The 13,309-nt window shown below is 57.9% G+C and carries 15 protein-coding genes, 1 tRNA gene and 1 pseudogene; 11 read left to right on the forward strand and 6 right to left on the reverse strand.

Annotated features, from left to right (window positions below; genetic code table 11):
* Together LOY52_RS06750 and LOY52_RS06755 are read left to right on the forward strand one after the other, a co-directional pair.
* A complete protein-coding gene (locus LOY52_RS06750; protein WP_258678865.1) occupies nucleotides 1-963 on the forward strand; it encodes a MucB/RseB C-terminal domain-containing protein in 963 nt (320 codons plus the stop codon).
* A 210-nt stretch (nucleotides 964-1,173) separates the two neighbouring features.
* A complete protein-coding gene (locus LOY52_RS06755; RefSeq protein WP_202369428.1) occupies nucleotides 1,174-2,604 on the forward strand; it encodes a DegQ family serine endoprotease in 1,431 nt (476 codons plus the stop codon).
* An 81-nt stretch (nucleotides 2,605-2,685) separates the two neighbouring features.
* Here the strand turns inward: LOY52_RS06755 and LOY52_RS06760 are convergent, their stop codons facing one another.
* On the reverse strand, nucleotides 2,686-4,119 hold the full coding sequence (locus LOY52_RS06760) for a M48 family metalloprotease (RefSeq protein ID WP_258678866.1): 1,434 nt from the start codon (nucleotides 4,117-4,119) through the stop codon (nucleotides 2,686-2,688).
* Between the two features lie 98 nt (nucleotides 4,120-4,217).
* Here LOY52_RS06760 and LOY52_RS06765 point away from each other — a divergent pair, with 98 nt between their 5' ends.
* Together LOY52_RS06765 and LOY52_RS06770 are read left to right on the forward strand one after the other, a co-directional pair.
* On the forward strand, nucleotides 4,218-4,457 hold the full coding sequence (locus LOY52_RS06765) for a sulfurtransferase TusA family protein (RefSeq protein WP_258678867.1): 240 nt from the start codon (nucleotides 4,218-4,220) through the stop codon (nucleotides 4,455-4,457).
* Nucleotides 4,458-4,489: 32 nt separating this feature from the next.
* On the forward strand, nucleotides 4,490-5,560 hold the full coding sequence (locus LOY52_RS06770; protein WP_027614463.1) for an AI-2E family transporter: 1,071 nt from the start codon (nucleotides 4,490-4,492) through the stop codon (nucleotides 5,558-5,560).
* 94 nt (nucleotides 5,561-5,654) lie between these two features.
* On the opposite strand, the gene LOY52_RS06775 is transcribed toward LOY52_RS06770, so the two are convergent.
* On the reverse strand, nucleotides 5,655-6,128 hold the full coding sequence (locus LOY52_RS06775; RefSeq protein ID WP_003222570.1) for a peroxiredoxin: 474 nt from the start codon (nucleotides 6,126-6,128) through the stop codon (nucleotides 5,655-5,657).
* 10 nt (nucleotides 6,129-6,138) lie between these two features.
* Nucleotides 6,139-6,699 (reverse strand): glycine cleavage system protein R, encoded by a 561-nt coding sequence (locus LOY52_RS06780; protein ID WP_007963284.1) that lies wholly within the window; start codon nucleotides 6,697-6,699, stop codon nucleotides 6,139-6,141.
* A 325-nt stretch (nucleotides 6,700-7,024) separates the two neighbouring features.
* On the opposite strand from LOY52_RS06780, the gene dapA reads away from it, so the two are divergent.
* From dapA to LOY52_RS06810, 6 genes are all read left to right on the forward strand, one after another.
* The gene (gene dapA / locus LOY52_RS06785; protein ID WP_007963285.1) at nucleotides 7,025-7,903 is read left to right on the forward strand and encodes a 4-hydroxy-tetrahydrodipicolinate synthase; all 879 of its coding nucleotides are present in this window, start codon (nucleotides 7,025-7,027) and stop codon (nucleotides 7,901-7,903) included.
* Nucleotides 7,904-7,920: 17 nt separating this feature from the next.
* On the forward strand, nucleotides 7,921-9,036 hold the full coding sequence (bamC, locus tag LOY52_RS06790) for an outer membrane protein assembly factor BamC (protein WP_258678869.1): 1,116 nt from the start codon (nucleotides 7,921-7,923) through the stop codon (nucleotides 9,034-9,036).
* Between the two features lie 4 nt (nucleotides 9,037-9,040).
* The gene (locus LOY52_RS06795) at nucleotides 9,041-9,802 is read left to right on the forward strand and encodes an MBL fold metallo-hydrolase (protein ID WP_047598088.1); all 762 of its coding nucleotides are present in this window, start codon (nucleotides 9,041-9,043) and stop codon (nucleotides 9,800-9,802) included.
* A gap of 28 nt (nucleotides 9,803-9,830) precedes the next feature.
* Nucleotides 9,831-10,544 (forward strand): phosphoribosylaminoimidazolesuccinocarboxamide synthase, encoded by a 714-nt coding sequence (purC, locus tag LOY52_RS06800; protein WP_007963288.1) that lies wholly within the window; start codon nucleotides 9,831-9,833, stop codon nucleotides 10,542-10,544.
* Between the two features lie 84 nt (nucleotides 10,545-10,628).
* A tRNA-Ser gene (locus LOY52_RS06805) sits at nucleotides 10,629-10,718 on the forward strand.
* Between the two features lie 498 nt (nucleotides 10,719-11,216).
* Entirely contained in the window at nucleotides 11,217-11,480 is a 264-nt protein-coding gene (locus LOY52_RS06810; RefSeq protein ID WP_258678870.1) for a hypothetical protein, read from the forward strand.
* Between the two features lie 135 nt (nucleotides 11,481-11,615).
* Here the strand turns inward: LOY52_RS06810 and LOY52_RS06815 are convergent.
* Nucleotides 11,616-11,899: pseudogene (locus LOY52_RS06815) on the reverse strand (DUF3077 domain-containing protein).
* Between the two features lie 448 nt (nucleotides 11,900-12,347).
* Between LOY52_RS06815 and LOY52_RS06820 the strand changes: the two are divergent.
* Nucleotides 12,348-12,554: a type II toxin-antitoxin system HicB family antitoxin gene (locus LOY52_RS06820; RefSeq protein WP_258678871.1), complete on the forward strand. Its 207-nt coding sequence runs from the start codon at nucleotides 12,348-12,350 to the stop codon at nucleotides 12,552-12,554.
* 87 nt (nucleotides 12,555-12,641) lie between these two features.
* Here the strand turns inward: LOY52_RS06820 and LOY52_RS06825 are convergent, their stop codons facing one another.
* A complete protein-coding gene (locus LOY52_RS06825; protein WP_258678872.1) occupies nucleotides 12,642-12,848 on the reverse strand; it encodes a hypothetical protein in 207 nt (68 codons plus the stop codon).
* 153 nt (nucleotides 12,849-13,001) lie between these two features.
* Nucleotides 13,002-13,193, reverse strand: a complete 192-nt coding sequence (locus LOY52_RS06830) for a DUF1508 domain-containing protein (protein ID WP_007963291.1) — start codon at nucleotides 13,191-13,193, stop codon at nucleotides 13,002-13,004.
* Between the last annotated feature and the right edge of the window lie 116 nt (nucleotides 13,194-13,309).

Raw genomic sequence — 13,309 nt, forward strand, 5'->3', positions numbered from 1 at the left:
ATGCGCGCCATACCTCTACTTTCGCTTCTGCTTGGCGGCTGGTTCATTGTTCCAGCCCATGCCGACGAGGCCCAGGACTGGCTGATCCGCCTAGGTCAGGCCGAGCAGCAGCAAAGCTTCCAAGGCACTTTCGTATACGAGCGTAACGGTAGTTTTTCTACCCACAATATCTGGCATCGTGTCCAGAACGGTCAGGTCCGCGAGCGTTTGCTTCAGCTCGACGGCTCGGCTCAGGAAGTCGTGCGTGTTGATGGGCATACTCAATGCGTCAGCGGCACTCTGATTGCGGGGTTGGGAGATTCTCCCAACTCGACCGCTCGTTCGCTTGATCCCCAAAAGCTGAAAAACTGGTATGAGCTTGCCGTCATCGGCAAGTCGCGCGTGGCTGGGCGTGATGCAGTTATTGTATCTCTGACGCCTCGCGACCAGCATCGCTATGGTTTCGAACTGCATCTGGATAAACAGACCGGGTTGCCACTGAAGTCCTTGTTGCTCAACGACAAGGGGCAGCTACTTGAACGTTTCCAGTTCACCAGCCTCGACACCGCTGATGTCCCCTCGGACAAAGACCTGCAAGCTGGCGCCGAGTGCAAGGCCGTTACTATTGATAGTGACAAGGCGTCTGCCGAGAAAACGGCTCAGGTCTGGCATTCCGACTGGCTGCCTCCGGGTTTCGTGCTGACCAGCAGTACTTCACACAAGGATTCGGAAACCAAGACTCAAGTCAGCAGCCTGATGTATGGCGACGGGCTGGCGCGGTTTTCGGTATTTCTTGAGCCGTTGAACGGTGCAACAGTGACCGATACCCGCACGCAGTTGGGGCCGACTGTCGCTGTTTCCCGCCGCCTCACCACGCCTGAGGGCGAGATGATGGTGACGGTGGTCGGCGAGATTCCAATCGGCACGGCCGAGAGGATTGCCCTTTCGATGCGCAACGATGGCGCTGCAACCAGCAAGCAGTGAGCTGATTTCAGTCATTTCCACTTCTTCTTCGAGACGTAGATGAAATGTTTGCTCAGCATTTTCATTTGCAAATCACCCGAAAGTTTTTTATAGGTCAGAGCCTCACGGCTCTGGCCTTGTCTGTTGTTCCCGGAACAAAAATACCGGCCCGCGGTTCCCGGTGTTCCTTGCTCCATATCGCTTAACCCTGCTCGTCGTAACGGGAGCTGTATGTCGATACTTAGCTTGAAGTCTTATCTCTCCATTTTCGCCACCGTACTGGTGCTGGGTCAGGCGGTTCCCGCTGCCCAGGCGGCCGACCTGCCGGATTTCACCCAACTGGTTGAACAGGCCTCGCCTGCAGTGGTGAACATCAGTACCACGCAGAAGCTGCCGGACCGCAAGGTGAACCAGCAGATGCCTGACCTGGAAGGCTTGCCGCCGATGTTGCGCGAGTTCTTCGAGCGCGGCATGCCGCCTCAGCAGCGCTCGCCGCGCGGCGATCGTCAGCGTGAAGCGCAATCGCTGGGTTCGGGCTTCATCATTTCCTCGGATGGCTACATCCTGACCAATAACCATGTGATTGCCGATGCCGACGAAATCCTTGTGCGTCTGGCTGATCGCAGTGAAATGAAAGCCAAGCTGATCGGTACCGACCCTCGCTCCGACGTGGCCCTGCTGAAAATCGATGGCAAGGATCTGCCGGTGCTCAAGCTTGGCAAGTCCCAGGACCTGAAGGCGGGTCAGTGGGTTGTGGCGATCGGTTCGCCGTTCGGCTTTGACCACACCGTGACCCAAGGCATTGTCAGCGCCGTCGGCCGTAGCCTGCCCAACGAAAACTACGTGCCGTTTATCCAGACCGACGTGCCCATCAACCCGGGTAACTCCGGTGGCCCGCTGTTCAACCTGAACGGTGAAGTGGTCGGGATCAACTCGCAGATCTACACCCGCTCCGGTGGCTTCATGGGCGTGTCGTTCGCCATCCCGATCGATGTGGCGATGGACGTTTCCAATCAGCTGAAAAGCGGTGGCAAAGTCAGCCGCGGCTGGCTGGGCGTGGTCATCCAGGAAGTGAACAAGGATCTGGCAGAGTCGTTCGGTCTTGATAAGCCGGCCGGTGCGCTGGTTGCACAGATTCAGGATGACGGTCCGGCAGCCAAGGGCGGCCTGCAAGTGGGTGACGTGATCTTGAGCATGAACGGTCAGCCGATCGTCATGTCCGCCGACCTGCCACATCTGGTGGGTGCGCTGAAAGCGGGCGCCAAGGCCAACCTCGAAGTGATCCGTGACGGCAAGCGCAAGAATGTCGAGCTGACCGTCGGCGCGATTCCGGACGAGGACAAAGAGCTGGCAGCACTGCCGAAATCCGGTGCAGAAAGCAGCAGCAACCGCCTCGGTGTGTCGGTGATCGAGCTGACCGCCGAGCAGAAGAAAACCTATGATCTCAAGGGGGGGGTGGTCATCAAGGATGTTCAGGATGGTCCTGCCGCACTGATCGGTCTACAGCCGGGTGACGTGATCACTCACCTGAACAATCAGGCCATCGGCTCCACCAAGGAGTTCGCCGAGATCGCCAAGGCGCTGCCAAAGAATCGTTCGGTGTCGATGCGCGTTCTGCGTGAAGGTCGCGCGAGCTTCATCACCTTCAAACTGGCTGAATAATCCGCTAGCGGTGAAATGAAAAAACCGCCTCGAATGAGGCGGTTTTTTTGTGCCTGAAACATTTGCCTCGTTGAGGAACACTCAGCCCATCATGTCCTTGATCATGCGCTCCTGCTCCATCAGCTCGCGCTGGCGCGCATCGATCCGCGAGGACAGCGGGAAGTTGCTGCCCGCCTTGCGCTTGGCAAAATCGAGCTGCTGGATTGCCTGACGATAATCGCCCACCAGCGCGAAGTATTCGGCACGAGCCTGATGCAGACCGATGATATTGCCGGACAGGCCGCGAGTTTCAGCGACCTGATACCACACGTCCGGATCGTTCGGACGGGATTTAAGCAAGCTGTCGAGGGCTTTCTCGGCGTCGGCGGTGCGATTCTGTTTCAGCAACAGATCGACCCGAACCTGATTCAGTGGGTAGTTGCCCGGATACTGGGTGAGCATCCGGTCAACCCGGGTTTGCGCATCCGGCAGGCGGTTGTTGGTGATATCCAGGTCGATCTGTGCAAGGTTGTAGATGATCTCGTTGGGTGACTTGGCCAGCAGCTGTTTGAGATTCTCTCTGGCGTCATTGAGCTGGCCGCCCTTGATCTGGGCGATCGCCAGGCCGTAGCGCGCCACGTCGTTTTTCGGATTCTCATCCAGTTGTGCGCGGAAGCGTTTGGCGCCCAGTCCCGGGGTTTCTTCGTAGATCAGCTGAACGCGGGCGCGGATCAGTTGATAGCGCATGCTGTCTTCGATGCCGCCCGCTGGCGCTTGTTCTGCACGGTTACGGGTGTCGGCGATACGCGATTCGGTCACCGGGTGAGTCAGCAGAAATTCTGGTGGCTTGGCGTCGAAGCGATACTGGCGCATCAGGCGTTCGAACATGGTCGGCATCGAGCGTGGGTCGTATCCGGCCTTTTCCAGGTTGAGGATGCCGATACGGTCGGCTTCCTGCTCGTTCTGGCGCGAGAAGGTACGCTGCGACTGAATGGCTGCGGCCTGAGTACCGGCGATGGTCGCGATCCCGGCATCACCGCCACCGGCAGCGGCAATCACGATCCCCGCCAGCAGCGCCGCCATCATTGGCACCTGCATCCGCTGCGAAGCTTCTACCCCGCGCGCGAAGTGGCGCTGTGACAAGTGCGCCAGTTCGTGGGCCAGTACCGAGGCGTATTCGCCTTCGGTCTGCGCGTTGAGGAACAGGCCGCCGTTGACCCCGACCACGCCACCCGGCGCCGCGAAGGCGTTGAGTTGCGGGCTGTTGATCAGGATGAATTCCAGGCGACGATCGGTGACCTGGCTGGTTTCCACCAGCTTGTAGACGCTGGATTCGACGTAGTCTTTGAGCTGCGGATCGTTGAGCTGTGCAACCTGACTGCGCAACATGGCCAGCCAGGCGCGGCCCAACTGGTATTCCTGTTGCGGAGAGACAATGGCAGAACTGGCGTCGCCAAGTGACGGCAGATCGTCGGCAAAGCCCGGTGAGGCGAGCAGGCAAGCGAGCGTCAGCAGGGTAGGGCGCAGAAATGTCATGCACAAAGCCTTAGAAGACAAAGACCTTACTGTAGCCGGACACCGGGCTTGCGACCAGATATTCTAGGCGCCTCAACCACCTGAACCGGAGTGACGCAATGACTGACGCTGTAGCCCATGACTGTGAATTGGACGCCAGTGGCCTGAATTGCCCGTTGCCGTTGCTCAAGGCCAAGATGGAACTCAACAGGCTGCCTAGCGGCGCGGTGCTCAAGGTGATCGCCACGGACGCGGGGTCGCAGCGCGACTTCCGCACCTTTGCCCGTCTGGCCGGTCATACGCTGCTGCGCGAAGAAGACGAAGCAGGCGTCTACCGTTACTGGTTGAAAAAAGCCTGAAGCCGACAGCGTAAAAGACCTAAGGATTATTGATGTTCAAAGTGTTACGCGACTGGATTCAGCGCTATTTTTCCGATGAAGAAGCGGTGGTGCTGGCGGTGCTGCTGTTTCTCGCCTTCACCGCAGTGCTCACGCTCGGTGGCATGCTCGCTCCGGTATTGGCCGGGATGGTGCTGGCGTATCTGATGCAGGGGCTGGTACTCGCCCTGGAGCGTATGCGCGTGCCTGGCGCGGCGGCGGTGGGGCTGGTGTTTGCGCTGTTCATGGGCGTGTTGCTGGTGTTCATCGTGGTGGTGCTGCCGCTGCTGTGGCATCAGTTGATCACACTGTTCAACGAGCTGCCGGGGATGCTCGCCAAATGGCAGTCGCTGCTGCTGTTGCTGCCCGAGCGTTATCCGCATCTGGTTTCTGACGAGCAGGTACTGCAGGCCATCGAAGCGGCGCGTGGCGAAATCGGCAAGTTCGGGCAATGGGCGCTGACCTTCTCGCTGTCGAGCCTGCCGCTGCTGGTCAACATCATGATCTATCTGGTGCTGGTACCGATTCTGGTGTTTTTCTTCCTCAAGGATCGGGCCATGATCGGCGAGTGGGTGCGCGGCTATCTGCCCCGTGAGCGAGCGCTGATCACCCGCGTGGCGCAGGAAATGAACCGGCAGATCGCCAACTACATTCGTGGCAAGGTCATCGAGATCGTGATCTGTGGGGGGGTGACCTACATCGCGTTCGTCGCGCTCGGCCTCAACTATGCGGCGCTGTTGGCATTGCTGGTCGGGGTGTCGGTGGTGGTGCCATACGTCGGCGCGGTGGTGGTGACCGTGCCGGTGTTGCTGATTGCGTTGTTCCAGTGGGGCTGGAGCGATCAGTTCATCTATCTGATGGCGGTCTACGGGATCATTCAGACCCTGGATGGCAACGTGCTGGTGCCGCTGCTGTTTTCCGAGGCGGTCAACCTGCACCCGGTGGCCATCATCTGCGCGGTGCTGTTGTTTGGCGGATTGTGGGGCTTCTGGGGCGTGTTCTTCGCGATTCCGCTGGCGACGCTGTTCAAGGCCGTGCTGGATGCGTGGCCGCGCAAGGAGCCCGTTGTGGCTCCGTTGCTATAAAAGCAAAAGATCGCAGCCTGCGGCAGCTCCTACAGGGAAACGCATTCCAATTGTAGGAGCTGCCGCAGGCTGCGATCTTTTGATCTTTTGATCTTCAGGCCTTGTTCAGCGCCTGAGCCGCAGCCAGCACCGCATCCACATGCCCCGGCACTTTCACGCCGCGCCATTCCTGGCGCAGTACACCGTTCTTGTCGATCAGGAACGTGCTGCGATCAACGCCCAGATATTCCTTGCCATACAGTTTCTTCAGCTTGATCACGTCGAACAGCTGGCAGACGGCTTCGTCCTTGTCGCTGATCAGCTCGAAAGGGAATTCCTGCTTGCACTTGAAGTTCTCGTGGGATTTCAGGCTGTCGCGGGAAATACCGAAGATTTCCGTGTTGGCAGCCTGGAACGCCGCGTACTGGTCGCGAAAACCCTGGCCTTCGGTGGTGCAGCCGGGGGTGCTGTCCTTCGGATAGAAGTAGATCACCACTTGCTTGCCCTTCAGGGCGGACAAGCTGACGGTCTGCCCGCTGGTGGCAGGTGCTTCGAAATCCGCAACCGGTTGGTCGATGACAACGGCCATGAAAGCTTCCTTACATTGGGTTTTGTGGGCGCCAAGGTTCGATCAGCGCGTCCAGGTTCATTGCGTCGGCGAAGTCCAGGAACTGGTCGCGCAGCCAACTGATCTGGGTGCCGGCCGGCAGCGTTACGGTGAACGTGGCGTTGAGCATGGTGCCGCCAGTCTGCGGGGCCTGATAGGTATCGCAGGTCAGGTTTTCCAGCTCGACGTTGTGATCCATGAAGAACTGGCACAGCTCGTTGATGATGTCCGGGCGATACGCCGAGCTGACATAAGCCACGTACGGCAGGGCCTGTGGACGATTTTCCAGGGCCGCACTGCGCACCACGTTGACGGTAAATGCGTGGCGCTTGGCTAGGGTCGGCAGGCTGCCTTCGAGGCGGGCCAGGGCGTCCCAGCTGCCGGAGATTTCCAGCACCAGGGCGCTGCATTCGCCATGGCGAGTCAGGCGGGAGGTGACGACGGCGCAGCGATTTTCATGGCTGGCGCGGCACAGGACGTTAGTCAGCTCCATGGGGTTGGCGCCAAGGGCACTGATGACAAGGAATTGTTCGCGAACTGTGGGGGTGGACATGCAGCATTCCTAAAGCGATGAGCGGTCGGTAGGTCGATGGGCGTTGGCCGTCGGGATGCGTCTGCGCGTGCCGATTCAGAAAGCCCCGGGCCACGGCTCGCAATTCGCTCCAATAATAGTGGAGCGTGCAGCAGCGACGCTGGAACGGGACCTGGGAGGCCGAAAAGGGAGGCTGGAACCCGGCGTACAAGCTGATCTGTACCGATCAAAGTCTGAAGGGTAGCGAAAACCGACGCCAAGGGGAATGGCGGCGCAGTACTTCGCTTGTGCAAGCATCTTGGCGCCAGTACCATTACCGCTCTCTTTTTCCGGCAGGAGCGTTTTCATGATTCGGGGCAGTATGGTGGCACTGGTCACACCCATGGATGCACAAGGGCGTCTTGACTGGGACAGCCTCCGAAAACTCGTGGACTTCCACCTTGAAAACGGTACCCACGCCATTGTCGCGGTCGGTACTACCGGCGAATCGGCGACCCTTGATGTAGAAGAGCACATCGCCGTCATCAAAGCAGTGGTCAAGCAGGTTGCAGGCCGCATCCCGGTGATCGCCGGTACCGGCGCCAACTCGACCCGCGAAGCCGTCGAGCTGACCCGCAATGCCAAGGAAGCCGGCGCCGACGCCTGCCTGCTGGTTGTGCCGTACTACAACAAGCCGACCCAGGAAGGCCTGTACCAGCACTTCAAGCACATTGCCGAAGCCGTCGACATTCCACAGATTCTCTACAACGTTCCCGGCCGCACCTCCTGCGACATGCAGGCCGAGACCGTGATTCGCCTGTCCACCGTGCCGAACATCATCGGCATCAAGGAAGCCACCGGCGACCTGAAACGCGCCAAAGCCATCATCGACGGCGTGAGCAAGGACTTCATCGTGCTGTCCGGCGATGATCCGACCGCGGTCGAGCTGATCCTGCTGGGTGGCAAAGGCAACATCTCCGTAACGGCCAACGTCGCCCCGCGCGAAATGGCTGACCTGTGCGAGGCTGCGCTGAATGGCGACGCCGAGACCGCACGGGCGATCAACGAAAAATTGATGCCGCTGCACAAGGACCTGTTCATCGAAGCCAACCCGATACCGGTGAAGTGGGCTTTGGTTGAAATGGGCCTGATGCACGAAGGCATCCGCCTGCCGCTGACCTGGCTGAGCGCTCCTTGTCATGAAACGCTTCGCACGGCCCTGCGCCAGTGCAGCGTCCTGGTTTAATTGAGGAAGTACAACGCATGAAGCGAATGGCCGGACTTTCCGCACTTGCCTTGATTATCTCCAGCACCAGTGGCTGCGGATGGGTCTGGGGCCCGGAAGGTTATTTCCGTGACCGTGGTAGCGATTACCTGGAAGCGCAACAGACTGCACCGATGCAACTGCCACCGAATGTCAGCACCTCCAAGCGTCTGGATCCGCTGTTGCCGATCCCGCGCAACGTGGCTGATGACACGGCGAAGGGCGAATACGTGGTGCCGCGCCCGCAACCGCTGACGGCGGTTGCCGAGGCGACCGACTACTCGCTGCAGAAGAGCGGCGACTCGCGTTGGGTCGTGGCCCAGCACCCACCGGCCGAAGTCTGGCCAGTGGCGGTGCAGTTCTTCCAGGACAACGGTTTCCGTCTGGATGAACAGCGTCCGCAAACCGGCGAATTCACCACCACCTGGCAGCACTCCGACGAACTGTCCGCTGCTGTGGCCAAGCGCCTGAGCGCCGCCGGCGTCGGTACCGACAGCGAAACCCGCGTGCGGGTGCGTATCGAGCCAGGCGTGCAGCGCAACACCAGTGAAATCTACGTGGTCAGCGCCGAGCGTCCTGCCGGCAGCACCGCCGACGTCGACTTCACCAACCGTTCGGTCAACACTGGCCTGGACGCAGCGCTGGTCGACGACATGCTCGCGAGCATGAGCCGGATCTCCGAGAAGGGTGGTTCGGTGTCGATGCTGGCTTCGCGTGACTTCGATACCCCGAGCCGTGTCAGCCTCAGCGAAGACGGCAGCGGCAACCCGGTATTGAACGTCGGTCCCGACCTGGATCGTGCCTGGTCGAGCGTCGGTCGTGCACTGGAGCAAGGTCAGTGGCGCGTTGAGGACATCAACCGCAGCCTGGGCCTGTACTACATCAACCTGGCCGAAAAAGCCGAGAAGAAAGACGACAAGCCCGGTTTCTTCAGCAGCCTGTTCGGCAGTGCGCCGACCAAGGAAGAAGTTGAAGCCCGTGCCGAGCGTTATCAGGTTCGCCTGAGCAAGGTCGGTGAGAACGTTCAGGTGACCGTCGAGAAGAACATCAACACCGTAGCGCCTGCCGATGTGGCGCGCAAAGTGTTGAGCGTGATTCAGGACAACCTGGGCTGATCACATGCGCTTTGCCGTTCTCGGCAGCGGTAGCCAAGGGAACGGCACGCTGATCGCCAGCGCTGATACGTATGTGCTGGTGGATTGTGGTTTTTCCCTGCGGGAAACCGAAAAACGCCTGTTGCGCCTGGGTGTTCACCCGGCGCAACTGAGCGCGATACTCGTAACCCACGAACATGCCGACCACGTGCATGGCGTGGGTTTGCTGTCTCGGCGCTACAATCTACCGGTCTACCTCAGTCGCGGCACACTGCGCGGGATGCGCAAACCGATCGAACCGGCAGGTTTTCTGGCCGGCGGCGAGCAGCTGCAGATCGGCGCTCTGAACATCGGGGTCATTGCCGTGGCCCATGATGCGCAAGAGCCGACCCAGTACGTATTCAGTGATAACGAGCAGCGGCGCTTCGGCCTGCTGACCGACCTGGGTTCCTACTGCGAGCGGGTGCTGGACGGCTATCGGGATCTCGATGCGTTGATGATCGAGTCCAACCACTGCCGCGACATGCTGGCCCGTGGTCACTATCCGTACTTTCTCAAGCAACGGGTGGGCGGCGAGCTGGGACATTTGAACAACCATCAGGCGGCATTCCTGGTGGCCGAGTTGGGGTGGCAGGGCTTGCAGCATCTGGTTCTCGCCCACCTGAGCAGCAAGAACAACCTGCCGCAGCTGGCCCGGCAATGTTTTGTCGACACCCTCGGGTGCGACCCGGACTGGCTGCAACTGGCCGATCAAGATTCAGGGCTCGACTGGCGCCATATCGCCTAGCCCATCTACTTAGCAAGCGGAGCCCATCATGGAAAAACGTGAAGAACTCTACCGCGGCAAAGCCAAATCGGTTTACAAGACCGACGACGCTGACCGCTTGATCCTGCTGTTTCGCAACGACACCTCGGCGTTCGACGGCAAGCGCATCGAGCAGCTCGACCGCAAAGGCATGGTGAACAACAAGTTCAACGCTTTCATCATGCAGAAACTCGAAGCGGCCGGCATTCCGACCCAATTCGACAAACTGCTGGGCGACAACGAGTGCCTGGTGAAGAAGCTGGACATGATCCCGGTCGAGTGCGTCGTACGTAACTACGCCGCTGGCAGCCTGGTAAAACGTCTGGGCGTCGAAGAGGGCATGAAGCTCAATCCGTACACCTTCGAACTGTTCCTGAAGGACGACGCCAAGGGCGACCCGTTCATCAACGAATCCCACGTCGTGGCATTCGGCTGGGGCACCGCCGAGCAACTGGCGCGCATGAAAGAACTGTCGCTCAAGGTCAACGAAGTCTTGAGCAAACTGTTCGACGACGCAGGCCTGCTGCTGGTGGACTTCAAGCTTGAATTCGGCGTGTTCAGCGACGGCTCGATCGTCCTCGGCGACGAGTTCAGCCCGGACGGCTGCCGTCTGTGGGACAAGGACACCAAGAAGAAGATGGACAAAGACCGCTTCCGTCAGGGCCTCGGTGACGTCATCGAAGCCTACGAAGAAGTCGCCAATCGTCTGGGTGTACCGCTTTAATCGACGCAAGCATCTGATAGCACGAAGAAATTTTGCGAAAGAGGGTTTGCTTTCGGCAAAAGTGTTGTTATGATGCGCGCCGTTGGAGAGATGCCAGAGTGGCCGAATGGGACGGATTCGAAATCCGTTGTACCTTCACCGGTACCTAGGGTTCGAATCCCTATCTCTCCGCCATTACATAGAAAAAGCCCCGTAGCTGAAGAGCTACGGGGCTTTTTTGTTTTTCAGATTTATTAATCTGTGCCTATTTTTACCAGAGATTGGTTCAGATCGCCCTTAGAAAACTTTGTCAGCTAAGCTTTTGAAGTGATGTTGTCGGGCTATTACAACGTGACAATCGGAGGGGAGCATGAGAAGGGTGCTGGCGGTAGCAGCTGTAGCATTAGGGGTGGCAATGTCAGGGAATGTGCTTGCGCGTGGTAGCAGTCATGGTGGGCAGTCGTACAAATCCAGTTATTCTTTCGGGAGTCGTTCCGATCATTCCGTAACTGGTTACACACGACGCAATGGGACATATGTCCAGCCTTCCCATGCTAAAAATCCAGACTCCACGAAAAACAATAACTACAGTACGAAGGGAAATGTGAATCCCTACACTGGTAAATATGGCACTAAACCTCGTGACGGCGAGTAAACGAGAGATATTGTCTGGCATTAGTTATGAGGCTGGCTATGAAAGCATTTTCTACTGTCGTAATGCTCGTTTCGATGCTGGGTAGCGCGTTTGTTTTCGCTGATACATTTGACGACTACGCGTGCACAGATGACTGCTCAGGGCATCAGGCGGGATATAACTGGGCCGAAGAAAATGAAATTGACGATGAGTACTCCTGCAATACACCGTCACAATCCTTCAATGAGGGTTGTCAGTCATTTGTCGAAGGTGGCAGCGGAGTTATATCTTCCTCTTCTGATGATGAAGACGAAGCATATTGAATGCTGTGATGGTGTTTTTAGCAAACTATGGTCCCAATAGAAGTCCAGGCTTGGGTTTTAGGCGTGCGCTAATATCTTTCGGTTTGAGAGCCCAGCCCCGTCGTTGCTGGGCTTTTTCGTATAGGTCGTCAACCACTATTTTTCAGCGTTGGCCGTCGCCCACCCTGGCCTTGGCATGACCGTTTCCACCACATCATCAATCAGTGCCTTGCTCATGGCGGTCAGGTAATAGGCTGCCCAAGCATAACGGTCAGAATCCCTTATGCTTCTGCAAAGGACTTGGCGAGCGCTAATAAATCAGAGGCTTGTGACAGAGCTTCGCTGATTGGGACGCCAGCGCTGACGTGGAACAGTGGGTTGTCTGAACAGAAGATGAAAGGGGTCAGACCGATGGTTTTTTCTTCTGGGATTTCGGTCATTTTCCATCTCCGTTGATTGAGATGATCAAATCTTTTTTGTATCGGGAAACAGCTGCATTGTGAAACTCCTTGACGTGAGGGAGCTGCCACTTTCGTTTCCAAGCGAATGGTGGCAGCTGTACGCAGGTTGGAAACCGGGAGTCAAGGAGACCGGCACGCCCGACCCGAGGGCGTGCCACGCACAGCTGCCATAGCACAAACTTGCGTTCGAAAAAGAACACTAGCGTTTGTGAGAGGTGATTGCGTGACTCGTCGGGTTTCCAAGCCCGATCGCTGGCTGTGCAGCGATGCTTGGAGACTATCCCGCCGAAATGCATGCCAACAGAGGCCGAACGAAAAATGCACGTAGTGTATGTTCGCACGCAAGTCGCGGATTTTGCCTACAACCTCGCTCAGAGTCACTCGATTATTCTGGCGACCGTTCTGGTTGTACAAGCAGGAATATGTCATGAGATTGATGAGCTACAACGGCTATGTCGCCCGGTATGAGTACAGCAACGCAGACGGCTTGTTCGTTGGTCATATCTCAGGAATAAAGGGCATAGTGGGATTTCATGGCGATTCGGTTAACGAGCTTCTTGCAGCATTTGAAGAAGCTGTCACTGATTATCTCAATACTCTTGAGGCATGTAGCGGGATGGAATCTCAATCCTGAGCTTCATTCATAGAAAAAGCCCTGCAGGAGTCAGCCTACAGGGCTTTTTTGTATCTGCGGGCTCTACCAAACATCCGCCTCAGTCACTCACGGCTGCGGATGCCCGAGCTTCTGTTTGATCAGGTCATACACTTCCTTGTGCGTCGAGTTGCGCAGGGTGTTGTCCTGGCAAGCCGAGGCCAGGAAGGTTTTCACTTCGTCCTTGGCGTGCGGATAGAGGCTGGCGACGTAGTCGGCTTCATGCGCCTGGGTACAGTTGAAGTGCTTGTCGTCTTTCGCTTTGTCTCTAGCCATGATGCGGCTCCTTTTGAGTTTGAACGTCATTTGGCGAAACAGGGCTGGATGGCCCCGTACGCTGAAGAGCGTAGGGGCGCAAAAGTGCTTTGCCAGTGCTTCAGACGAAAAAGGAAGAGGCTGTAGGACGCGGCGCCATGCCTGGTGGCGCGGTCAGATTTCCTTCACCGGCGTCTCCCCCTGCACACCCTTGATCAACTCGATCACATGTAAACAGTCGGCCTTGTTTACATAGGATTCGCCACTGGCAATCGTCTCGTGGTTCCCCGCCCGCAGCCTCCAGCGCCATTGGCCTTTGCCGGTGCTCGGGGTGCCTCGGGATTGCCTGTAGATCTCGAAATACATTCAGTTCGCTCCTTGCGATGGTGTTTGCGCCAACCTGCGTGGCGCATCGTCGCAAGCCTAGCGGAGCGAGTTTTTTTCGCTATCGGGCATTTGTTTCCAATCGTTGGCAGATGTTT

Source organism: Pseudomonas sp. B21-051 (assembly GCF_024748795.1).
In the GTDB taxonomy this organism is placed as follows: domain Bacteria; phylum Pseudomonadota; class Gammaproteobacteria; order Pseudomonadales; family Pseudomonadaceae; genus Aquipseudomonas; species Aquipseudomonas putida_A.

Bases quoted from the DNA above. Each gene is read 5' to 3' on its own strand.
- LOY52_RS06750 (WP_258678865.1), top strand. From the start codon at position 1: ATGCGCGCCATACCTCTACTTTCGCTTCTGCTTGGCGGCTGGTTCATT.
- LOY52_RS06755 (WP_202369428.1), top strand. From the start codon at position 1,174: ATGTCGATACTTAGCTTGAAGTCTTATCTCTCCATTTTCGCCACCGTA.
- LOY52_RS06760 (WP_258678866.1), bottom strand. From the start codon at position 4,119: ATGACATTTCTGCGCCCTACCCTGCTGACGCTCGCTTGCCTGCTCGCC.
- LOY52_RS06765 (WP_258678867.1), top strand. From the start codon at position 4,218: ATGACTGACGCTGTAGCCCATGACTGTGAATTGGACGCCAGTGGCCTG.
- LOY52_RS06770 (WP_027614463.1), top strand. From the start codon at position 4,490: ATGTTCAAAGTGTTACGCGACTGGATTCAGCGCTATTTTTCCGATGAA.
- LOY52_RS06775 (WP_003222570.1), bottom strand. From the start codon at position 6,128: ATGGCCGTTGTCATCGACCAACCGGTTGCGGATTTCGAAGCACCTGCC.
- LOY52_RS06780 (WP_007963284.1), bottom strand. From the start codon at position 6,699: ATGTCCACCCCCACAGTTCGCGAACAATTCCTTGTCATCAGTGCCCTT.
- dapA (WP_007963285.1), top strand. From the start codon at position 7,025: ATGATTCGGGGCAGTATGGTGGCACTGGTCACACCCATGGATGCACAA.
- bamC (WP_258678869.1), top strand. From the start codon at position 7,921: ATGAAGCGAATGGCCGGACTTTCCGCACTTGCCTTGATTATCTCCAGC.
- LOY52_RS06795 (WP_047598088.1), top strand. From the start codon at position 9,041: ATGCGCTTTGCCGTTCTCGGCAGCGGTAGCCAAGGGAACGGCACGCTG.
- purC (WP_007963288.1), top strand. From the start codon at position 9,831: ATGGAAAAACGTGAAGAACTCTACCGCGGCAAAGCCAAATCGGTTTAC.
- LOY52_RS06810 (WP_258678870.1), top strand. From the start codon at position 11,217: ATGAAAGCATTTTCTACTGTCGTAATGCTCGTTTCGATGCTGGGTAGC.
- LOY52_RS06820 (WP_258678871.1), top strand. From the start codon at position 12,348: ATGAGATTGATGAGCTACAACGGCTATGTCGCCCGGTATGAGTACAGC.
- LOY52_RS06825 (WP_258678872.1), bottom strand. From the start codon at position 12,848: ATGGCTAGAGACAAAGCGAAAGACGACAAGCACTTCAACTGTACCCAG.
- LOY52_RS06830 (WP_007963291.1), bottom strand. From the start codon at position 13,193: ATGTATTTCGAGATCTACAGGCAATCCCGAGGCACCCCGAGCACCGGC.